This window comes from Demequina ureilytica (assembly GCF_048553575.1).
In the GTDB taxonomy this organism is placed as follows: Bacteria; Actinomycetota; Actinomycetes; order Actinomycetales; family Demequinaceae; genus Demequina.
On the sequence record NZ_JBLZIE010000001.1, the window covers coordinates 1,211,516 to 1,233,166 of the forward strand.

Here is a 21,651-nt window from a genome sequence, read left to right on the forward strand (position 1 = left end):
CATGTCCCCGCACTACCTCGACCACGCAGCCACGACGCCGATGCTTGATGCGGCGCGGCTGGCGCTCGTCGAGGAGCTCGCTCGGGTCGGTAACCCCTCGGCACTGCACAAATCCGGCCGGCTCGCGCGGTCCGTGGTCGAGGATGCGCGCGAGCGCATGGCAGCAGCCCTGGGCGCCCATCCCACCGAGGTGATCTGGACCTCCGGCGGCACGGAGGCGGACAACCTCGCGATCAAGGGCCTCTATTGGGCACGTCACCAGGCTGACCCGCGCCGCACGCGGATCGTCACAACCTCTATCGAGCATCACGCGGGCATCGACCCGGTCCACTGGCTCGAGGCCGAGCACGGCGCGACTACCGTGGCGCTGCCGGTGGACCGCGAAGGCCGCGTCGATCTCGACGCGCTGCGTGCCGAGGTGGCCGAGCACTTCGATGAGATAGCGCTCATCTCCGTGATGTGGGCGAACAACGAGGTGGGCACCGTCCAGCCGGTGCGCGAGATCGTGAACATTGCCACGGAGCACGACATCCCGGTGCACGCGGACGCCGTCCAGGCGGTGGGGCACATCCCCGTCAGCTTCCGAGCCTCGGGCCTCGCGACCATGGCGGTCAGCGCCCACAAGTTTGGCGGACCGGTGGGAGTGGGCGCGCTCGTGGCGCGACGCGATCTCGCCATCACCCCGCTCACACACGGCGGCGGTCAGGAGCGCAAGGTTCGCTCTGGCACGCTCAACGCCGCGGGCTTTCGCGCGGCCGCCGTCGCCGCCGAGCAGGCGGTGAAGGCGATCGAGGTCGAAGCCGAGCGCCTGGGTGCGCTGCAGCGCCAACTGATCGACCGCATCGGCGCTGCGGTGCCGGATGCTCGCCTGTCCGGGCCAGCGCCCGGCCCCGAACGGCTGCCCGGCAACGTGCACTTCGTCTTCCCGGGCTGCGCCGCCGAGGCGATGATGTTCGTGCTCGACTCCCACGGGGTCGAGGCTTCCAACGGCTCCGCGTGCTCGGCGGGAGTGGCCCAGGCGAGCCACGTGCTCATCGCGATGGGGCGCACGGAGGGCGACGCCGCGTCCACGATGCGCTTCTCGCTTGGCCACACCTCCACGCAGGAGGACATCGACGCCCTGGTCGCGGTGCTGCCCGAGGCTGTTGATCGAGCGCGCAAGGTTGCGGGCACGTTCGACTCGAGCGTCTTCGGCTGACGCATGGCGCCACGCAGACGACGATGAGGCGCGCGCAGGGCCTGCTCGCTTGGGCCAGGGTGTACTGGAGGCACCGGTTCATGGGTCACGCGTCGCACCGCCTGGCCAACGTGCGGGACCTCGCCGATGCCTCGCCGGGTCTGGTCCGGGACGTCGTGTATCGCTCCGACGCGCCGATGCCGGGCGATTCGCCGCCCGAGGGCGTGGTGACATGGCCACCGGCAACCGTCATCGACCTGCGGGGGCCGGCGGAGAAGGGCGACGCCCACCCGCTCGAGGACGGGGCGACGGTGGTGGAGCTCGACCTGTTGGCGGCGGCGGCCTTCACCGATGGCGAGGCACGCGGGCCGCTGCGATCGCTCGCTGACCTGTATGCGGTGATGATCGCCCCCGTGGCGGCGGCCACCCTGACATCCGTCGTGCGCGAGGTGGCACGTGGCCCAGCGCCCGTGCTGGTGCACTGCACTGCAGGCAAGGACCGTACCGGAGTGTCGGTGGCGCTGGTCCTGCGCCTGCTCGAGGTGGAGCGCTCCCGCGTGGTCGCCGACTACACGCTCACCCAGGACCACATGCCGGGAGTGCTCGCCCGCATGCTGGCGAGCAGCCGGACCTCGGTCGGCGACACCCCTTTGGTAGCGGTGCCGAAGGAGGTCCTGAGTGCGCCCATGAGCGCGATCGAGACGGTCCTCGACGAATGGGACGCGTATCGGGGCGGGGTCGAGGGGTGGTACCTCGCTCACGGAGGTGACGCGGAGACGCTCGCCGAGCTGCGCCGCCGCCTTCGCGCCTAACCCGGTGGTTGACGACCTCTTGCAGGTGACCAACTTTGGGGAGGGACGAGCCGCGTAGCATGGTGGGGTCCCCCACGGAGGTACCCCATGCGCGTTCTTGCTGCCCTTTCAGGAGGAGTCGACTCCGCCGTCGCTGCCGCGCGCGCTCTCGAGGCCGGTCACGACGTGGTGGGCGTCCACATGGCGCTCAGCCGCAATCGTGACGAGTTCAGGTCTGGATCACGCGGATGCTGCTCGATCGAGGACTCCCACGATGCCCGCCGGGCCGCCGACAAGCTGGGCATCCCGTACTACGTGTGGGACCTGTCCGATGAGTTCCACGACACCGTGGTGCAGGACTTCTTGTCGGAGTACGCCGCGGGCCGCACTCCCAATCCGTGCGTGCGCTGCAACGAGCACATCAAGTTCGACACCCTCCTCGAGCGTGCCAAGGCGCTGGGATTCGATGCGGTCTGCACGGGCCATTACGCGCGCATCGACATTCGCGCCGACGGCGTGCGTGAACTGCACCGAGCCGCCGATGCGGCGAAGGACCAGTCGTATGTGCTCGCCGTGATGGGCCCGGACAAGCTGGCACGATCGATGTTCCCGCTCGGCACCGCGGAGTCGAAGTCGGACGTGCGGGCCGAGGCGGCTGCGCGCGGTCTGGGCGTGTCCAACAAGCCCGACTCCTACGACATCTGCTTCGTGGCCGACGGCGACACCAAGGGCTTCCTGCAGCGGGCGCTCGGGGAGAGCCCGGGCGAGATTCACGATGAGACCGGCTCGGTCGTCGGCGAGCACGAGGGTGCGTACTCCTACACTGTGGGCCAGCGCAAGGGGCTTGGCATCGGCCGACCGACGCCGGACGGCGCGCCCCGCTACGTCACCGGCGTCGACACTGCGCGCAACGTCGTGACGGTGGGTCCCGAGACCTTACTGTCGGTGTCGACGCTGGAAGCTGACGAGACCGTCTGGCTCGCTCCCGACGTCCCTGCTAGCGCGCCTACGCGATGCGAGGCTCAGGTGCGAGCACACGGCGCACCGGTGCCGGGCACGGTCACGCGCGACGGCGACCGTTTGACGGTCGAGCTCGACGAGCCGATGCGCGGTGTCGCCGCGGGCCAGTCGCTGGTGGTCTACGACGGCTCGCGGGTGCTCGGGCAGGCGACGCTGATGAAGCGGGACGTCTGAGCCGTCGCTCGCCGGACTCGATGACCGCATGGACCCGTGCGTCCCAGGTCCTGATCAGGCGCGCCGCCGGGTCGCTTACCGTAGTCACATGCGTACTTCACTCGTCCTCGCCGCTGTCGCTGCCCTCGTCCTCGCTGGGTGCACCGCCCCAGAGGAGTCCGCCACCGACTCCACCCCAGGGCCCGCTGTCAGTGCGTCCGGAGAGGTCGAGGAGCTGCTCGCCGCTCACGGTCTCGACGGCCTCGAGGGCGAAGAGCTGGTGGATGCTCTTGACGAGACCGCGCTCGCGGACCGGCCCGAGGGGCTGATGGCGTCGGTGCGCTACGACGAGGTGCTCGTCTCCGCCGCCGACTGGCCCGAGCCCGCACCGGTCGAGTTGGACGGCGATGAGTTCTACTTGTCCTTCGCCCCTTATGTCGACACCACCCACGAGTGCTACTTCCACAGCCTCACCACGTGCGTGGGCGAGCTGGGGAACGAGGAGTTCAGGGTGACTGTCACCGACGAGGCAACGGGCGAGGTGCTGGTCGACGAGGCCATGACGACGTTCGACAACGGCTTCGCGGGTGTCTGGCTGCCTCGCGACATCGATGCCACGCTGCGCATTGAGGGAGCGGCCGGTGTGGCCGAGACGCCCATCGCGACCGGGCCCGAAGACCCCACCTGCCTCACGACGATGAAGCTCGCCTAGTAGCCCCGTTCCGTCATCGGCGCGAGCGACTCGTCCTGGACGAGCATCACGTCGCCCCACTCGTCCGGCTCGCAACCGTCGGGGATGATGGCCGATTCGGGCGGCGCGGTCCAGCCTCCGCCCGCCGCGATGGCGTCGCCCATCTCGAACTCGGCGCCGCCATACGTGAGAGTCTCTGCGTCCGCATCCCAACCCACGCGGTCGACGGGAAACACTGGAAGGGTACGGAGGCCGTCGGAAGAGACGACGTAGACGCAGCCGTCCTCGAGCGCGAGCTCGCCCTCGAGGAGGGCCTGATCTGCGCCCTCGGCATTCCACTCCCACGTCGCCACCGGCGCGCCCTCGGGGAGTGGGGGAACTGACGCGGCGCAGCCGGCGATCACGATTGAGGCGATCGCCGCGCAAGCGGCCGATGCGTGGGTGGCGGCCCGCGGTGGAGCAGCGGTGGTCATGGCTCACCTTCGCGCAGCGGTGCCGCGCTGTCAACGCCTCGCGCCACCGGTCGGACCCGGCCTGCTCGGGCGCCGCGGGAGCCGTTCTCAGTGCGCAGCCCAGTCCGAGGGAGTGTCTTTCGGAGCCATATCGTAACGTTTTGACCCACGCGGGTAACGAATCGGTATCGAAACGTTTTGCAAGCGTGTTCGTGGTTTGACACTGGGCCCCCCTGGGCATACCGTGAACGCGATTCGTGGGAGCGCTCTCACGCAGGGGAGAGCGCTCTCAGGAGTCCGATATCAATCCGAATCACAAAGGAGTGGACGTGAGTTTCACGCGACGCAAGAAGACGCTGGCCCTGACCGCAGGTGCCGCGATCTTCGCATTGACCCTCGCTGGCTGTGCCAGTGGCGACGAGCCCGAAGAGGGCACGACGACGGAGAACACCGCCGAGGCCGGTGAAGAGACCAACAGCGAGCCCGTATCGCTCACGATTGCGACCTTCAACACTCCGGGCCTCTCGGACTCCGAGACCGACGCTGACTACCAGTACGACCTCATCGAGGAGTACATGGAGCTCAACGACCACGTGACCATCACGTACAACCGTGCCGCGGAGTCGGGTGACGCTCGCGAGAACTTCTTCACCAAGCTCGGCCCGGGCGGTCTCGCCGACATCGAGCTCGTCGAGGTCGACTGGATGCCCGAGGTCATGCAGTACTCCGACCTCCTGACGGACCTGTCCTCGCCTGACGTCGAGGGACGTTGGGTCGACTACGTTGAGGCCGGCGCCACCGACGCCGACGGACGCCTGATCGGCTACGGCACGGACACGGGCCCGCAGGGCGTGTGCTACCGCGCCGACCTGTTCGAAGAGGCAGGCCTGCCGTCCGACCCCGAAGAGGTCGCTGACCTTCTCGACGGTGACTGGGACAACTTCTTCGCAGTCGGCGACGACTACGTCGAGGCCACCGGCTCCGCGTTCTACGACTCTGCCGCCGGCGTGTGGCAGGGCATGGTCAACCAGCTCGACGTCGCGTACGAGGACCCGGACTCGGGCGAGGTTATTGTTCTCGACAACCCCGAGGTCAAGGCTCTCTACGACCAGGTCACGGCTGCGTCCGAGACGCAGTCGTCGCACTTCGGCCAGTGGGGCGAGGACTGGACCGCCGGCATCTCGAACGGTGCATTCGCGACCATGCTGTGCCCGCCGTGGATGCTCGGCGTCATCGAGGGCAACGCCCCCGACACCACCGACTGGAACATCGCCGACGTCTACCCGAACGGCGGCGGCAACTGGGGTGGATCATGGCTGACCGTTCCCGCCTCTGGCGAGAACATCGAAGAGGCCACCAAGCTGGCCGCGTGGCTCACTGCTCCCGAGCAGCAGGCCAAGGCATTCCAGAACGCTGGAACCTACCCCAGCCAGGTCGCCGCATATGAGGACCCGGCCGTGACGGGCGCCACGAACGCGTACTTCAATGACGCTCCGATCGGCGAGATCTTCGCCGCGCGGGCCCAGGCCGTCGTGCCTTCGCCGTACAAGGGAGAGTTCTACTTCCAGGTGAATGACGCGATCAACAACGCGCTGACTCGCGTCGAGGAGGGCACGGACGACCCGGCCGCCTCGTGGGAGAAGGCCGTCGCCGACATTGAGGCGATCGGCTAACACCGATGCATGAGGTCCGGGCCGCCTCCTCACGGGGGCGGTCCGGACTCATCCATCCTTAGCTCCTGACCCTGCAAAGGAACCTCATGGCATCGACAGATCTCGACGCGCCGCCGCACAGCAGCACAAACATCGAGCCCCCGCGTGCGAAGTACTCCAGGCGCCAGCGCCTGGGCCGCTTGGACGTCAAGGTATCGCCCTACCTCTACGTCGCGCCGTTCTTCATCGTGTTCGGCATCTTTGGCCTGTTCCCGATCGCCTACACGGCGGTCATCTCCCTGATGGACTGGGACACCATTCGCAACTCCGGCGAGTTCATCGGGTTTGGCAACTTCGAGTTCGTGCTCAACGACCGCAAGTTCTGGATCGCGCTGCGCAACACCTTCTCGATCTTCGCGCTCTCCACGATTCCCCAGCTCATCATGGCGACGTTTATCGCGGCGATGCTGGACCACCACCTCAAGGCCAAGACCTTCTGGCGCATGGCGGTACTGCTGCCTTACATCGTCATGCCGGTCGCCGTCGCACTGATCTTCTCTCAGCTGTTCGCCGACGAGTACGGCATCTTCAACCACTGGCTGGGCATGATCGGCATCGACGCCATCCAGTGGCACAAGGACCCGTTGGCCTCGCACTGGGCCATCGCCACCATGGTCAACTTCCGGTGGACCGGATACAACGCGCTGATCCTGCTCGCCGCCATGCAGGCGGTGCCGAGAGAACTGTATGAGGCCTCAGCCATCGACGGCGCTGGAAAGCTCCGGAGATTCTTCTCGATCACGCTGCCGCAGATCCGTCCTACCGCGATCTTCGTGATCATCACGTCGACCATCGGCGGTCTGCAGATCTTCGACGAGGTGCGCATGTTCGACACCGCGGGCAATGGTGGCGCCGACCAGCAGTGGCTGACGATCGTGATGTACCTGTACAACACCGGTTGGGGCGAGTTGAACTTCGGCCGCGCTTCGGCCATCGCATGGCTACTCTTCTTGATCATCATCGTGATCGGTCTGCTCAACTTCTGGATCACGCGTCGATTGGTCTCTTCCGACAACTCAGGGGGCAAATGATGGCCCGCACACTGAAGCGCGGCTCTGCCGACATTCTGCGTCCGGGGTGGTTCGTCTACGCCGCCCTGGCTGCGGTGGTCGTCGCCGCACTGTTCCCGTTCTACTGGTCTTTGCTCGTAGGTTCCGGTGACGCCAGCACCGTCAGGGATCCGAACATGTCGTGGATACCGGGCGGGAACTTCCTGGACAACGCCGTTTCTGTGATCCAGAACCCTGCCGTCAACTTCTGGAAGGCGCTGGGAAACTCGATCATCGTCTCGACGACGGTCGCCGTGAGCACGGTGGTGCTCTCGACTCTCGCGGGGTTCGCCTTCGCCCGCTTGCGCTTCAAGGGCAACGGCGTGCTCTACGTCGCGGTCATCGCGACCATGGCGGTTCCTGTCCAGTTGGGCGTGGTGCCGCTGTACATCCTGATGGCCGAGTATGGCTGGACGGGATCTCTGGGAGCGGTGATCGTGCCGGCGCTGGTGACGGCCTTCGGCGTTTTCTGGATGACGCAGTACCTGCAGCAGTCGTTGCCGTACGAGCTCATCGAGGCGGCGCGGGTGGATGGCTGCAACATGATCCGCACGTTCTGGCACGTGGCAGTTCCTGCTGCGCGTCCGGCTGCGGCGATGTTGTTCCTGTTCACGTTTGTGACAGCATGGAACAACTTCTTCTGGCCGTTGATCATTCTCGACCAGTCGAACCCGACATTGCCCGTTGCCCTGTCGATGCTGCAGGCGAACTACTTCGTGGACTACTCGCTGGTCCTCACGGGAGTGCTGCTGGCCACGGTGCCGCTGCTCATCCTGTTCGTCTTCACCGGTCGCCAGCTCGTGACGGGCATCATGCAGGGCGCCTTGAAGGGTTAGGCAATGACACAGGTCCCAAGCGCCGGGCCGGTCTCCGGCCGGCGCGAGCAGCCCGCGAGTGCTCGCAGAATGTACTCCACGGGCAAGGACCGAGCTTACGTCCGGGCCGCCGCCCCCACTCTTGAAGCGGTGGCGGCCCGGGCGGGCGTCTCACGCGCGACGGTGTCGCGCGTCGTGAACGGCTCTCCCAAGGTGCATCCGGACAGTGCGGCGGCGGTGGAACAGGCCATTGCGGAGCTCGGCTACGTACCGAATCGCGCCGCGCGCTCACTCGCGAGCCAACAGTCGCACGCGATCGCGCTGGTGGTCCCCGAGGACATCACGCGGTTCCTTGGCGATGTTTACTTCGCTTCGATCGTGGCGGGCATCACCAGTCGACTCGAGCAGTCCGACTACGTGCTGAGCCTGATGGTGGCGAGCCAAGCGCCCGAGGGCAAGATGCTGCGCTACCTCGCGGGTGGTGCCGTCGACGGCGTGGTGGTGGTCTCGCATCACACGAGCGACCATTCGTTGCGCCAGATCGGCGAGCTGATGCCTGTGGTGTTCGGCGGCCGGTCGGCCATTCCGGGCGTGGACGCCTACGTGGTCGACGTCAACAACGTCGACGGTGCCGTGAAGGCCACCCAGCGACTCATCGACAGGGGCTGCACGCGCATTGCGACCATCTCGGGACCGCTGTCAATGCACAGCTCACTGGACCGAGTCGAAGGATGGCGGCGCGCTTTGCACGATGCCGGACTCCAGCCGGGTCCCGTCGTCGATGGCGACTACACGATGCTGGGCGGCGCGCGTGCGATGCGCGAGGTGCTGGCGACATATCCAGAGGTCGACGGCATCTTCGTCGCCTCGGACCTCATGACGAGCGGGGCGATGCCGGTCGCTCTCGACCGAGGCCTGCGTATCCCCGACGACGTGGCGCTCGTGGGCTACGACGACAGCCCGGCTGTCGAGGCGTGCGAGATTCCGCTGACCACTGTGCGGCAACCGTCCGAGGAGATGGGCCGTGAGATGGCCGACATCCTGCTCGGGGTGCTGGCCGGTCAGACCGACAGGCCGCGCACGACGATCATGCCGACGACCCTCGTGGTGAGGGAATCCGCCTAGACGGTCACGACGATCTTGCCCCGGACGTGGCCGCGCTCCAGTTCGCGATAGGCCTCGCCGGCCTCCGCGAGGGGATAGCGGCCAGCCAGCTCCACGCGCACGTGACCCTCGTCGATCAGCCGGCCCAGCTCGGCAAGATCCGCCGCGTCCGGCCTCACCCAGATGTAGTGGCCTCCGAACTCGGTGGCGGCACGGGGATCGGCGATGGACGCCACCACCCCATCGGGCGCCAGCAGCGACAATGTGTCGTCCAGCGACTCTCCGCCGGCGAAGTCCACGATGGCGTCGTAGCCGTGCGGACGCGCCTCGATCGCTCGCTCGAGCAGCCCGTCGCCATATTGCAGGTGACTGGCACCTAGGTTGCACACGTAGTCGTGGTTGCCGTGCGAGGCCGTTCCCACGACGTCGGCTCCGAGGTGATGGGCGATCTGCACGCCGAATGTCCCAACCCCGCCGCTGGCTCCGTGGATCAGCACGGTTGTCCCGCGCGTGACGCCGGCGCGCCGCAGGGTCTGGAGGGCGGTCAATCCCGCAAGCGGGACAGCAGCGGCCTGTGCGTGCGAGATCGACTTCGGCTTGTGCGCCGCCGTCCGCACTGGAACTGCGACCCTTTCCGCGAGCGTGCCTCCCGAGACCACGTCGGCACGCGCGTACGCGAACACCTCGTCGCCCACGGCGAACTCAGGAGTGTCGAGCCCTGGCTGCACTACGACCCCAGACACATCCCAACCGGGGATGGCAGGAAGGTGGGTGTCGATGAGGCCTTCGAGGTAACCCTCTCGGATCTTGTAATCCACGGGGTTGAGCCCCACAGCGTGGACCTCCACCACCATGGCGTCCGGCCCGATGTGCGGCTCGGGCGCCTCGCTCATCTCAAGGACATCGGCTGAGCCGAATTGGTCGTAGGTGATGGCTCTCATGGCGAGGACAACGTCCCTGTGCGGTGCCCCCATTCCTTGCAACGTGGGCAGCCGGAATGCGCGCTCCTGTCGCGCAGTTGATGACTGTGGAACCACTGCCCCACGACTGAGGAGACGCACGATGACGTATGTCGCCGACCATGGCCGCTACGACGGCACCATGAAGTACCGCCGGACTGGCCGGTCCGGCCTCGACCTGCCGGTGCTGTCGCTCGGGCTGTGGCACAACTTCGGCGATGATCGGCCTCTGGAGACGCAGCGCGACATCATCACGAGCGCATTCGACATGGGCGTCACCCACATGGACCTGGCCAACAACTACGGACCGCCGTATGGATCTGCGGAGCGCAACTTCGGCCAGGTCATGGCCAGCGATCTGGCGCCCTATCGCGACGAGCTCGTGATCTCCACCAAGGCCGGTTGGGACATGTGGCCCGGCCCCTACGGACAAGGCGGGGGAGGGCGCAAGTACATGCTGGCGAGCCTCGACCAGTCGCTCGCGCGCATGGGGCTGGACTACGTGGATATCTTCTACTCGCACCGGTACGACCCGACCACCCCACTCGAGGAGACCGCGGCTGCGCTCGACGCCGCCGTGCGCTCGGGCCGCGCGCTGTACGTCGGCATCTCCTCTTACGACGCGGAGCACACCCGCGAGATGGCCGCCCTGCTGCGGGACCTCGGCACGCCCCTGCTGATCCATCAGCCCAGCTACAACATGCTCAACCGGTGGGTCGAGAACGAAGGGCTGCTCGACGCGACCGACGAGGCCGGTGCCGGAGTGATTGCCTTCACGGCGCTCGCGCAGGGCATGCTCACGGACAAGTACCTGGACGGCATCCCGGAGGGCTCGCGCGCGTCCGAGGGGTCCTCTCTTGACAGCTCATGGCTGACGGACGACGTGGTGCGCCGCTTGCGGGCACTCAACGAGATCGCGAGATCTCGTGGGCAGTCGCTGGCGCAGATGGCGCTCGCATGGACGCTGCGCGACCCACGAGTGACCTCGATCGTCATGGGTGCGAGCTCGGTGCGCCAGCTCGAGGACAACGTGGGCGCACTGGAACGGCTCGACTTCACCGAGACGGAGCTGGCGGCGATCGACGAGCATGCGACGGATGCCGGAGTCGACATTTGGGCCGATGCCCGCAAAGGCACGCTCTAGGAATCAGGCGACGCGGGGACGTCGCCGCGGAGCCCGGGCGCCAGCAGGCGCCACGCGCGTTCCGACACTGCATGTCGGTCCTCGCGCTCTGCGTGGCTGACCACCATCGCGACCATGCCGACGGCGAGCATGAGGTCGTCCACCGATGCGCGGAGGTCAGCACGATCCGGGGACCGGGCCTCCTCAGACCATTTGCTCGCGAGCACCGCGCGAAGCCGCGTGTCGAAGTCCGCGACGCGCGCATCGGCCCTCGCGACCGCGATGGTCTCGATGAATGCGGAGGCCGCCTCCGCTTGATGCGTGACGAGGTCGAGGACGTCGCGCATCGTCGAGTCCGGCCGTTCACCCAGCCGCTCGATCTCCTCGACGTTCTCCTCGAATACCGCCACGGTCAGGGAAATGCGGTCCGGGAAATGGCGGTAGAGGCTGCCTTGGCCCACGCCGGCGAGTTTGGCGACGGCGGACAAAGGCGCGTCGACCCCGCGCTCGTCGAACACCGTTCGGGCAGCGGCGATGAGTGCGGCGCGGTTCTCCGGCCCGGCGCTCGGTCCCCGGTTCGCCCGGCGGTCGTCAGTCATAGGCTTAGAATAGGCACCGGACAACGTTGTCCGGACGCGAGTGCATGGGAGGCACACCGATGGCAGAGCAGACGTGGGATGAAGAAGTCGATCTCCTAGTGGCGGGATCCGGGGCTGCTGCGATGAGCGCTGCGATCGCCGGAGCGGACGCGGGATTGACGGTACTGATCGTCGAGAGCACCGAGAAGTGGGGCGGCACCACTGCGATCAGCGGCGGCGGGCTGTGGATGCCCAATCACCCTGACATGGGCAAGCTCGGCAAGGAAGACTCCCGCGAGAAGGTGCTCACCTACATGGACACCGTCATCGGTGACGTGGGGCCGGCAAGCTCGAAGGCACGCCGCGAAGCGTATGTGGACACCGTGCCGGTCGTCTACAACGAGTGGAAGCGCCTGGGCGTCAAGTGGGCGTTGAGCGCCGACTATCCCGATTACTACCCCGACAAGCCCGGCGGCATGGATGGCGGGCGCGCGATCGAGACAGAGCCCTTCGACTCCAAGCGTCTGGGCGACTGGTACGCCAAGTCGCGCGCGATGGTTCCGATCCCGGTCAAGACGGACGACGTGTGGCTGCTGTCCCGTGCCTGGTCCTCCGCCAGTGGCTTCTGGCGCGGCGCGCAGTTCGTGGGCCGCACTCTCAAGGGCTTGATCACGGGCAAACGGCTGTACGGCCTCGGCGGAGCGTACGTCGGTCACCTCATGGTGGCCGTGCAGAAGGCGGGCGTCGAGGTGCGGCTCAACACGCCGATCACCCGAGTCATCAAGGACGATGCGGGCGTCGCCGTGGGCGCTGAGGTCGCCTCGCCGGGTGGCACGGTGCGCATCAAGGCACGCGCCGGCATCATGCTCGGCACCGGCGGCTTCGCGGCCAACAAGGAATGGCGCCTCAAGCACCATGGCATCGAGGGCTTCACCTCGGCTCCCGAGGGCGACATGGGCACCGGCATTCAGGTGGGAATCGACGCCGGCGGCGACGTGGCGCTCATGGACGACGCCTGGTGGGGCGCCTCTCTCGTGACCACCGACGGCAACGTGGGCTTCAGCGTGAACGAGCGCTCCAACCCTTACTCGATCATCGTCGACCAGACGGGTGAGCGCTTCGTCAACGAGTCCGCGAGCTACATCGATGTCGGCCACGCGATACTGGAACGCCACAAGACGGTGCCCGCGATCCACAGTTGGATGGTCACGGACCGTCGCCACCAGAAGCGGTATCTCAACAACACGGCGTTGCAGGGGCTCAAGAAGCTTCGCGAAGCCGGCAGCGTGGTGGAGGCGGACACTCTCGAGGAACTCGCTGAGAAGCTGGGTCTCGACAAGGCGACGTTCAAGGCGACCATCCAGCGCTTTAACAAGTTCGCTCGCAACGGGGTGGACGAGGACTTCGAGCGCGGTCGCACCAAGTACGACAACTACTACGGCGATCCGTCACTCAAGAACCCCAACCTCGGACCCATCGAGAAGGGTCCGTTCCGCGCATTCATGGTGGTGCCGGGAGACCTCGGCACCAAGGGCGGGCTCCTCACCGACGAGCACGCGCGCGTGCTCGACACCGATGGCGCCCCCATCGAGGGCCTCTATGCGGCAGGCAACGCCAGCGCAGCGGTCATGGGGCGCACGTATCCGGGCGCGGGTTCGACCATCGGCCCAGCTACCGTCTTCGGGTACCTGGGCGCACGGCACGCCGCTACGAGGGTGTCGACGAAGGCCTGACGGACAAGGAGGGCAACATGTTCGGCAAGAAGCAGGACAAGAAGCAGGACAAGGACCCGGCTCCGGCGACGGAGCCGGGCGTCACCTCTGCTCCCGGCTCGACGGGGCTCAGCGGCGACACCAAGATCAAGGACTGGCTGGACCACCCCCGGGGCGGGCCCGTGCTGCGGGCGATGCTCGCGGAGGCGGGCTCTGACGAGTCGCAGCTGAAGCCCGTGCGCGGCTTCGCCATGAAGCGTCTGATCCCCATGAGCAAGGGGCAGTTCACCGAGGAGACGATCGCACAGCTGGTGGTGAAGGCGGAGGGCTACGACCCGTCCGCCGAGCCTGCAGTGACCGAGCCGGCCCGCGCATCGGCCCCCGAGGGCGGCGACGGAGTCGAGGAGATCGACCTGCCCGAGTTCGTGGAAGTCGTCACGCCGGGCCGCTTTGCGGGTAAAACGGTGATTGTCACGGGCGCGGGGTCCGGCATTGGCCGCGCGACCGCCTCCCGCATTGCGCGCGAGGGTGGTCGTGTGATCGCGGCGGACGTCAAGGAGCCGGGCCTCGACGAGCTCATCGCCGAGAACCCGGACGCCGAGATCGTCAAAGTCTTCGCGGACATCACCCAGCAGGCGGGCGTCGACGCCATCGTGGACACGGCCGGAGACCGGATCGACGGACTCGCGAACGTGGCGGGGATCATGGACAACATGACCCCGCTGCACGAGGTCAGCGACGAGGTGTGGGATCGCGTGATGGCGGTCAACGCGACCGGTCTGTTCAAGCTCTCGCGCGCCGTGATCCCGGCGATGCTGGAGGCCCACGCGGGAGCGATCGTCAACGTCACATCGGAGGCGGGGCTGCGAGGCTCCGCGGCGGGGCTCGCGTACACCGCGTCCAAGCACGCCGTCGTCGGTATCACCAAGTCGAGCGCGTTCATGTACGGACCCCAAGGCATCCGCGTCAATGCCGTCGCGCCCGGGCCGGTCATCACCGGAATCGAGGCGGGCTTCGACTCGGCCCTTGGGAGGGCGCGCATTCACACGGCCATGGCCGCCATGCCCACGCCCGTGGGGCCGGAGTCGCTCGCGGCCTCGATCGCCTTCCTGCTCTCCGACGACGCCCACAACATCAACGGCGCGATCCTGCCCTCGGACGGCGGGTGGTCGGCGGTGTAGGGGCCGTCGATGCGCAGCAAGGGGCCGGGACCGCCGTGGAGGCGGACCCGGCCCTTGGTGCGTCGCCGCGCTTACGCCGTGGCGACCTGAATCCGTCGGGGCTTGGCGGACTCGGCCTTGGGCACCGTGATGGTGAGCAGGCCGTCCCGGTACGCCGCCTGGATCCCGTCGGGGTCCACGCGGTCGGGCAGCCTCACCGCGCGGTGGAAGCGGCCGAACCGGCGCTCGATGCGCTTGAAGCCGTCGGCGTTGGTGTCCGAGTAGAAGTCGCGCTGGCCCGCAACGGTCAGCACGTTCTCCTCGATCGAGACGTCGACCTGGTCGGGCGTCACGCCCGGCAGCTCGACGTGAAGGGTGAAGCCGTCCTCGGTCTCCTCTACGTCGAGGGCGGGGCTGAAGGCGCCCGCGAGCGACGCGTCGGAGTCGCCGAAGAACTGGCGGACCATCCGGTTGAAGTCGTCCTGCCACAGCGACTGAGCCGTCGCCGGGACCGTCTGACGAGTGACCTCTCGTGCCATGGTGAACCTCCTGAAAGTGTCGTGTCACCGCCCCTGTGGCGGCGTCGGCGTCAAAGTTGAGCCGATGACACTCATGTTAAGACTTGAGTCGAGGGCGCGCAACTCTGGGAAAGGCATGTTCGCTGAGGGAGATCGCGGCCGCCCCGCCGTCCCGAAAGTTAGAACCAGAAGCGTCGAGACACGCCAGGCGCAGAGAGGGTAATGCGGGGTAGCGCCGCGTGTCGGCCCCCGATTGGTTCACACTGTCGGCAAGGGCGTATGGGCGGGGTGGCGCGTGGCGGGCACCCCGAGATGCGGGCGCGCTACAGGCCCGTGGCTCCGGCCAGATCGCCCGGCCGCGGCTTGGACACGTGTCCGATGATGGTCACCACGATGGTGATGAGCGCGCTCGCGAGCATGCCGGCGGCGATGTGGATGTTCAATAGCAGCGCCCCCGCGCAGGCGCCGGCGCCGATGAGCAGGATCGCGCCCATGCGCCGCTTCCAGAAGTTCAGGCCCTCTCCGCCCGCGAACGAGTCTGCGGCCAGGCCCGTGATGGTCGACGTGACGACCACGGTGGTGATGTCCTTGACGGCGATGTGGCGCGCGACAGCAGCCTGAAGACCCATGGCTGCCCCGAGCGCGGCAGTGATCGAGAACGCGAGAGGGTGCGGCGGCTCGGATTCGATGGTCGCGACGATGGCGGAGGCGATCAGCGCGATGGCAACGAAGGAGAACAGCAGGGTGGTCTTGTTCGACCACCCGGCGTCAAAGGTGCGCAGCGTGCGCCCGCCTATCGCAGCGCCCAGCAGGAAGCCCACGAGCGCAAGCACCGGACCGAGCACGGGCAGGTCGTCGACGCCAGTGAGGGCCATGCCGAGGATCACGACGTTACCCGTCATGTTGCCGGTGAAGACACGGTCGAGCCCCAAGTAGCCCACTGCGTCGATGACTCCGGTGGAGAACGTCAGGGCGAGCATGAGCCCGAGGTGGGTGCGGGCGACGTCTCGTCGCAGGGCGTCGCGCATGGAGGCCTCCTTGTGTCGAATAGCCCCGCACCGAGTTCGCGGTGGAGCCATCCTTGGCCAGGGCGCCGGTAGTCTCGAACAAGAGTAGGGCACCGACCAGGCAGGAGACGTGAGAATGGGCGAATACGCCGGCGTGCTGCGCAGGGGCGAGGGCGTGCCCGAGGGCGCGACCTATCTGCCTGTCTCCACCGACACCGCGCTGTGGGGGCGGCTTCCCGCCAGGGGCGATGCTCCGGCGCTCACGGTCGACCCCGGTGCGACGGTGGTGGTGGACACCCTCTCCCACGAGGGCCTGCTCCCTGATCAAGGATCGGATCCCGTTCGGTTTTTCGCGGGTCACGGGGTGAGCGCCGATGCGGTGCTCGCCGAGGCGTCCGAGTTCGCCGAGTCGGGGGCTCGCTCGGCGGACGACGGCCCGCACGTGGTCACGGGGCCCATCGAGGTGCGCGGAGCGCGGCCGGGCGACCTGCTCGTGGTCGACCTGCTCGAGTTCACTCCGCGCGTGCCGTACGGCGTGATCTCGAATCGCCACGGGCGCGGTGCCCTGGCTGGCGAGATGCCAGTGGGACCGGACGGCGTCAGCGTGTTCTCAGAGCTCGGGCGCGACACCGCGGGGCAGTGGCGGGGATGGCTCCTAGGCCGCGAGGGCGGGCCCCCGGTGGCCGGCTTCCCGCTCGCACCCTTCATGGGGATCATCGGGGTCGCGACCGACACGGATGAGCGCGCGCACTCGGTGCCCCCGGGCGCGCACGGCGGCAATCTCGACATCAAGGAGCTCGTGGCCGGCACGCGGCTGTACCTGCCCGTGCAGGTCCCCGGTGCTCTGGCATATCTGGGCGACCCGCACTTCGCTCAAGGCGATGGCGAAGTGGCGCTCACGGCGCTTGAGGCGTCGCTGCGCGCGACCGTCCGGTTCGACGTGGTGCCGGAGCGCGAGGCGGCGCGGGCCTTCGGTGCGTTGGCGGGGCCTCTCGGTGAGTCCGCTGACTACTTGATTCCCACCGGCCTCGACGCGGATCTCGACGAGGCAATGCGGGCGTGCGTGCGGCAGGCGGTCGCCATCCTCAGCGCGCGCTACGGAATGGAGGCGCACCTGGCCTACGCGTACCTGAGCGCTGCCACTGACTTCCGCATCTCGCAGGTGGTAGACCTCGTCCAGGGGGTACACGCCATGATCAGAGTGAGCGACTTCGCGGCGGTGCGAGATGACTGAGCGCAGCGAGCACCCGGCACAGGACGCCGCCCGCGACCTGCAGGCGATCCTGCAGCTTCCCAAAGGCGTCGAGCCGCCGCCGCAGCTGCTGGACGCCTTCTGGGGCTACGAGGCAGCGCTGATGGCGGACGACGTCGAGCGGCTGGGCGCCTACTTCGCCGACGGGCCGGACGTGATGCGCGGCGACTCCGGCGGCCTGCTGGTGGGGCGCGCCAACATCGACCGATTCCGCACGGGCCGCGGGGGAGCGCCCGCGCGCACCGTGACGGAGATCCAGGTGCGCCCCATCACCGAGACCCACGCCTACGTGACTTCCGTCAACGTCGCTGACGCGGGAGGGCGTGGTCTGGTCACCCAGCTGTGGGAGCGCAGTGGTGACGAGCGTGAGACGCCCGGCGGCTGGGTCATCACCGCAGCACACGTGAGCGCGCCTGCGCCAGCCCTGGACACTCGTATTTGGCGCGTGCTCGGGTCACCGCTCGTGCCCGCGACCGCGGACGGGCCCCTGTCCGGAGCGACGGTCGCCGTCAAGGACGTCTTTGCGGTTCCTGGCTACCGGGTCGGTGCCGGAGTTCCCGCCTACCTTGCCGAGTCGCCAGTCGAGCACGAGCCGGCGGATGCGGTTGCGGCGTTGCTCAGCGCCGGCGCCTCGGTGCGGGGCATCGCGCAGACCGATCAGTTCGCGTACTCGATCGCGGGCAAGAACGGCGCGTACGGGACGCCGCCCAACCCGGCCGCGCCGGGCACGATCCCCGGAGGCTCCTCGTCTGGCCCCGCCACGGCGGTGGCGAGCGGCCACGCGAGCCTGGGCCTTGGCACGGACACTGCGGGTTCGATCCGGGTGCCCGCCTCCTACCAGGGGCTGTGGGGCCTTCGCCCCACGCATGACGCCGTCTCGTTGGCCGGAGCACTGCCGCTCGCCCCGTCCTACGACACCCCGGGATGGCTCGCCCGCGACGGCGCGACGCTGCGCGCCGCGGCTGCCGCGTCCCTTGCGCCGGGGACGCAACGGATGCTCGCCAGCGACCGCGCGGTGGTCGCCGCGGCGCTGTTTGAGGCCGCCGATGCCGATGTGCGCGGAGGGCTTGCAGACGTCATCGATGGTCTTGCGGCCCACGGCGTGTTCGCCTCGCTCGAGCCGGTGAGCATGCCCGGGCCGGCCGAGCTGTTCCGCATCTTCCGCTACACGCAGTCTGCGGAGGCCGCTCGGTCGTGGCAGGGGTGGGTCGAGGCGCACCCGGACGCGCTCGCGCCCGACGTCGCTGAAAGGTTCGCCTGGGCCGCATCGGTGACCGAGGCTGAAGAGGAGGAGGCGCTGGAGGCCAAGCAGGCGGCGCGGGAGAAGATCGACGCCGCTCTCGGCGACGCCATCCTGCTGCTGCCGTCGACCAGCTCGGCCGCCCCGCCCCTCGACGCGTCGCCCGAGCGACTGCAGAAGGTGCGCGAGGCGACGCTCGGGATCACCGCGGTGGCGGGCATCACTGGACGGCCCGCGCTGTCCGTGCCGCTGCTCGAGCTCGACGGCGGCCCGGTGGGACTCAGCCTCGTGGGACCGCACGGCAGCGACCTGGCGCTCATCGACGTCGCGCTGGGATGGGTCGACGCACTGCGGTAGAGGTATCGCGGGCTGAATCGAGCGCAAGGTGAGGTGACTGCGCAGCCCCATGCGCGCATCGGCCGCATTCACGTAACCCACCGGTAACCTCGAACTTGGCATGATGGCAGGGTGATCATCCCTAAGTCGATCAATCCGCCGCAGCGGCTCCTCATGGGCCCCGGCCCCATCAACGCGGATCCGCGCGTGCTGCGCGCCATGTCGGCTCAGTTGGTGGGGCAGTACGACCCCTGGATGACGGACACCATGAACGAGGTCATGGACCTCTACCGGCAGGTGTTCATCACGGACAACCCGCACACGATGGTGGTGGATGGCACGTCGCGCGCCGGCATCGAGGCGGCGCTCGTGTCGCTGCTCGAGCCCGGGGACCGCGTACTCGTGCCAATCTTCGGGAGGTTCGGTCACCTGCTCGCGGAGATCTGCCGCCGGGCGGGCGCCGAGGTCCACACCATCGAGACGGAGTGGGGCCGTGTGTTCACGGAGGAGTCTCTTGAGGCGGCCCTGTCCGACGTGAACCCCAAGGTGCTGGCCATCGTCCATGGCGACACCTCGACCACGGTCGCACAGCCGCTCGAAGGGCTGGGCGAACTGTGCGAGAAGCACGGCGCGCTGCTCTACACGGACTGCACGGCGACCCTGGGCGGCAACGAGTTCCGGGTCGACGAGTGGGGCATCGACGTCGCGACCGCCGGTCTACAGAAGTGCCTGGGAGGTCCGTCGGGCTCCGCGCCCGTGACGTTCTCCGAGCGCGCCGCCGCAGTGGTCGAGGGGCGCAAGTCCATCGAGGAGGGCATCCGCGACGAGGGCGACCCCGTCTCGGCTCACCCCATCCGCTCCAACTACTTGGACATGGCGCAGATCTTCGACTACTGGTCCGAGCGCCGGCTCAACCACCACACCGAGGCGACGACCATGCTGTTCGGCGCGCGCGAGTGCGCTCGGGTCCTGCTGCAGGAGGGGCTCCCCGAGTCCTGGGCCCGGCATCAGCTCCACGGTCGCGCGATGCTCGACGGCACCACCGCTCTCGGGCTCAAACCGTTCGGAGAGCTCGCCTACAAGATGTCCAACGTCGTCGGCGTCAAGATCCCCGACGGGGTGAACGGCGATGAGGTGCGCCGCGCAATGCTCGAGGACTTCGGCATCGAGATCGGCACCTCGTTCGGTCCCCTGCACGGGAAGATCTGGCGCCTGGGCACCATGGGCTACAACGCCCGGGCGGACGCCGTGCTGCAGACGCTCGCCTCACTCGAGGCCGTGCTCCGCCGGGCCGGGCATCGTGCCCCCGCGGGTGCTGGTGTGGACGCCGCGTACGAGGTCTACGGGGCGTCCGCGTGAGCGCTGAACCCGCGTCAACGCATGATGCGGCGGAGGTGCTCGCGCGTTGCGACGTCCTTGCTGGGATCTCCGCCGCAGTCGACGGCATCGAGCGCAGCTACCTGACCCCCGAGCACGCGCGCACCAATTGGACCGTGGGCGAGTGGATGGCCGATGCGGGCCTCGCGGCTTGGCAGGACGCTGCCGGCAATCAGCGGGGGAGCTTGGCAGGTCCGACGGCCGATGCGCCAGTGCTTTTGCTGGGGTCTCACCTGGACACGGTGCCGGGTGCGGGCAAGTACGACGGCGTGCTGGGGACGATCATGGCCATCGCGGTGGTGGGGCGGCTGCGTGCGCGCCGCATCGAGCTGCCCTTTGGCGTCGAGGTGCTGGGCTTCGCGGACGAGGAGGGCACGCGCTTTGGGCGCACTCTGCTGGGCTCGTGCGCCGTCGCCGGAACATGGGATGACTCATGGTGGGGCCTGCAGGACGCTCACGGCGTGACGATGTGGGATGCGTTCCGGGCCTTCGGGCTCGACCCTTCGCGTGTGGGCGAGGCTGCGCTCGAGCCCTCCCGGGTGATCGGCTACCTCGAGGCGCACATCGAACAAGGCCCGCTGCTGCAGGACGCGGACCGCGCTCTGGGCGTGGTGCGCGGCATCATGGGCGCGCGCCGGTTCGAGCTCGAGATGATCGGTGAGGCCGGGCACGCGGGCGGCATGCCGTACGGACGTCGCCGTGACGCGCTGCTGGGCGCCTCCGAGGTGGTGTCCGCAGTCGAGGTGCTCGCGCGCGATGCCGGTGCGGTGGGCACCGTGGGCAAGCTGCGGGCCTTCCCCGGCGCCATGAACGTCATCCCCGGCCGGGTGGAGTTCTCTCTGGATCTTCGCGCCGAGTCGGATGCTGTCCGTGACGACGTGTGGCGCGAGATCGAGGAGACGGCGCGCAAGGCCGCCGCGGCTCGGAACCTTGCCTTCGAGGTGTCAGAGATGCACGCGGCGCGGGCCACCCAAGTGGGGAAGTCGCTGGCGCTCGCGGTCGAGGCGGGGATCCGCGCCACCGGTGACGCCGAACCGATGTACCTGCTGTCCAAGGCGGGACACGACGCGATGGCGATCGCGGACTTGTGCGATTACGCCATGTTGTTCATCCGCTGCAAGGACGGCATCTCGCATCACCGCGACGAGGCGGTGCGCGCGGACGATGTCGAGGTCGCGCTGGACGCGTTCGAGTGGGCCGTGCTGGAACTGGCGGGGTACAACTCGTAAGTCATAACTCTGGATGCGGTGTTTATGACCTTGGGCCGAACTCATGGTGTTGAGCGGTACTCGGCCACACTGACGCTCTCTTGAGAGCGCTGGTCCGCCCCCGGGCCCCACTCGCCAATGCCGAGTCCGGCCTTCGGTGATGTGCGCCAGGGGTGCCGTATTCTGAGGCAGATCACGGACAAGGCAACCTTTGCTC

Annotated in this window: 20 protein-coding genes; 15 read left to right on the plus strand and 5 right to left on the minus strand. The window is 68.1% G+C overall.

Annotated features, from left to right (window positions below; translation table 11 throughout):
• Position 1 precedes the first annotated feature (1 nt).
• From ACNI3K_RS05535 to ACNI3K_RS05550, 4 genes are all read left to right on the plus strand, one after another.
• Entirely contained in the window at positions 2–1,198 is a 1,197-nt protein-coding gene (locus ACNI3K_RS05535) for a cysteine desulfurase family protein (protein WP_419390843.1), read from the plus strand.
• A gap of 80 nt (positions 1,199–1,278) precedes the next feature.
• A complete protein-coding gene (locus tag ACNI3K_RS05540) occupies positions 1,279–1,989 on the plus strand; it encodes a tyrosine-protein phosphatase (protein ID WP_419390844.1) in 711 nt (236 codons plus the stop codon).
• 87 nt (positions 1,990–2,076) lie between these two features.
• On the plus strand, positions 2,077–3,162 hold the full coding sequence (gene mnmA / locus ACNI3K_RS05545; RefSeq protein ID WP_419390845.1) for a tRNA 2-thiouridine(34) synthase MnmA: 1,086 nt from the start codon (positions 2,077–2,079) through the stop codon (positions 3,160–3,162).
• A gap of 88 nt (positions 3,163–3,250) precedes the next feature.
• Positions 3,251–3,853: a CueP family metal-binding protein gene (locus tag ACNI3K_RS05550; protein WP_419390846.1), complete on the plus strand. Its 603-nt coding sequence runs from the start codon at positions 3,251–3,253 to the stop codon at positions 3,851–3,853.
• Here ACNI3K_RS05550 and ACNI3K_RS05555 read toward each other — a convergent pair.
• Positions 3,850–4,305, minus strand: a complete 456-nt coding sequence (locus tag ACNI3K_RS05555; protein WP_419390847.1) for a hypothetical protein — start codon at positions 4,303–4,305, stop codon at positions 3,850–3,852. The two genes, ACNI3K_RS05550 and ACNI3K_RS05555, sit on opposite strands and share 4 nt — an antisense overlap.
• Before the next feature lie 308 nt (positions 4,306–4,613).
• Between ACNI3K_RS05555 and ACNI3K_RS05560 the strand changes: the two genes are divergently transcribed.
• From ACNI3K_RS05560 to ACNI3K_RS05575, 4 genes are all read left to right on the plus strand, one after another.
• Positions 4,614–5,957, plus strand: coding sequence for an ABC transporter substrate-binding protein (locus tag ACNI3K_RS05560; protein ID WP_419390848.1), 1,344 nt, complete (start codon positions 4,614–4,616; stop codon positions 5,955–5,957).
• A gap of 86 nt (positions 5,958–6,043) precedes the next feature.
• Complete coding sequence (locus ACNI3K_RS05565; protein WP_419390849.1) at positions 6,044–7,027, plus strand: carbohydrate ABC transporter permease; 984 nt, start codon at positions 6,044–6,046, stop codon at positions 7,025–7,027.
• Entirely contained in the window at positions 7,027–7,881 is an 855-nt protein-coding gene (locus ACNI3K_RS05570) for a carbohydrate ABC transporter permease (protein ID WP_419390850.1), read from the plus strand. Before ACNI3K_RS05565 ends, ACNI3K_RS05570 begins: the two co-directional genes overlap by 1 nt.
• A gap of 69 nt (positions 7,882–7,950) precedes the next feature.
• On the plus strand, positions 7,951–8,985 hold the full coding sequence (locus ACNI3K_RS05575) for a LacI family DNA-binding transcriptional regulator (protein WP_419391110.1): 1,035 nt from the start codon (positions 7,951–7,953) through the stop codon (positions 8,983–8,985).
• Here the strand turns inward: ACNI3K_RS05575 and ACNI3K_RS05580 are convergent.
• The gene (locus tag ACNI3K_RS05580; RefSeq protein WP_419390851.1) at positions 8,982–9,905 is read right to left on the minus strand and encodes an NADP-dependent oxidoreductase; all 924 of its coding nucleotides are present in this window, start codon (positions 9,903–9,905) and stop codon (positions 8,982–8,984) included. The two genes, ACNI3K_RS05575 and ACNI3K_RS05580, sit on opposite strands and share 4 nt — an antisense overlap.
• A 121-nt stretch (positions 9,906–10,026) precedes the next feature.
• Here ACNI3K_RS05580 and mgrA point away from each other — a divergent pair, with 121 nt between their 5' ends.
• Positions 10,027–11,067, plus strand: a complete 1,041-nt coding sequence (gene mgrA / locus ACNI3K_RS05585) for an L-glyceraldehyde 3-phosphate reductase (RefSeq protein ID WP_419390852.1) — start codon at positions 10,027–10,029, stop codon at positions 11,065–11,067.
• Here mgrA and ACNI3K_RS05590 read toward each other — a convergent pair.
• Positions 11,064–11,645 (minus strand): TetR/AcrR family transcriptional regulator, encoded by a 582-nt coding sequence (locus tag ACNI3K_RS05590; RefSeq protein ID WP_419390853.1) that lies wholly within the window; start codon positions 11,643–11,645, stop codon positions 11,064–11,066. The genes mgrA and ACNI3K_RS05590 overlap by 4 nt on opposite strands.
• A 59-nt stretch (positions 11,646–11,704) precedes the next feature.
• Here ACNI3K_RS05590 and ACNI3K_RS05595 point away from each other — a divergent pair, with 59 nt between their 5' ends.
• The gene (locus ACNI3K_RS05595) at positions 11,705–13,357 is read left to right on the plus strand and encodes an FAD-binding protein (protein WP_419390854.1); all 1,653 of its coding nucleotides are present in this window, start codon (positions 11,705–11,707) and stop codon (positions 13,355–13,357) included.
• Positions 13,358–13,374: 17 nt separating this feature from the next.
• Complete coding sequence (locus ACNI3K_RS05600) at positions 13,375–14,517, plus strand: SDR family NAD(P)-dependent oxidoreductase (RefSeq protein WP_419390855.1); 1,143 nt, start codon at positions 13,375–13,377, stop codon at positions 14,515–14,517.
• Positions 14,518–14,588: 71 nt separating this feature from the next.
• Here ACNI3K_RS05600 and ACNI3K_RS05605 read toward each other — a convergent pair whose 3' ends face one another.
• Complete coding sequence (locus tag ACNI3K_RS05605; RefSeq protein ID WP_419390856.1) at positions 14,589–15,035, minus strand: Hsp20/alpha crystallin family protein; 447 nt, start codon at positions 15,033–15,035, stop codon at positions 14,589–14,591.
• 302 nt (positions 15,036–15,337) lie between these two features.
• Positions 15,338–16,042, minus strand: a complete 705-nt coding sequence (locus ACNI3K_RS05610) for a YoaK family protein (protein WP_419390857.1) — start codon at positions 16,040–16,042, stop codon at positions 15,338–15,340.
• Positions 16,043–16,157: 115 nt separating this feature from the next.
• Here ACNI3K_RS05610 and ACNI3K_RS05615 point away from each other — a divergent pair, with 115 nt between their 5' ends.
• From ACNI3K_RS05615 to ACNI3K_RS05630, 4 genes are all read left to right on the plus strand, one after another.
• Entirely contained in the window at positions 16,158–17,255 is a 1,098-nt protein-coding gene (locus ACNI3K_RS05615) for an acetamidase/formamidase family protein (RefSeq protein WP_419390858.1), read from the plus strand.
• Positions 17,248–18,870, plus strand: coding sequence for an AtzH-like domain-containing protein (locus tag ACNI3K_RS05620; protein ID WP_419390859.1), 1,623 nt, complete (start codon positions 17,248–17,250; stop codon positions 18,868–18,870). Before ACNI3K_RS05615 ends, ACNI3K_RS05620 begins: the two co-directional genes overlap by 8 nt.
• A gap of 111 nt (positions 18,871–18,981) precedes the next feature.
• The gene (pucG, locus tag ACNI3K_RS05625) at positions 18,982–20,208 is read left to right on the plus strand and encodes a (S)-ureidoglycine--glyoxylate transaminase (RefSeq protein ID WP_419390860.1); all 1,227 of its coding nucleotides are present in this window, start codon (positions 18,982–18,984) and stop codon (positions 20,206–20,208) included.
• A complete protein-coding gene (locus ACNI3K_RS05630; protein ID WP_419390861.1) occupies positions 20,205–21,455 on the plus strand; it encodes an allantoate amidohydrolase in 1,251 nt (416 codons plus the stop codon). Before pucG ends, ACNI3K_RS05630 begins: the two co-directional genes overlap by 4 nt.
• The last annotated feature ends 196 nt before the right edge of the window (positions 21,456–21,651 follow it).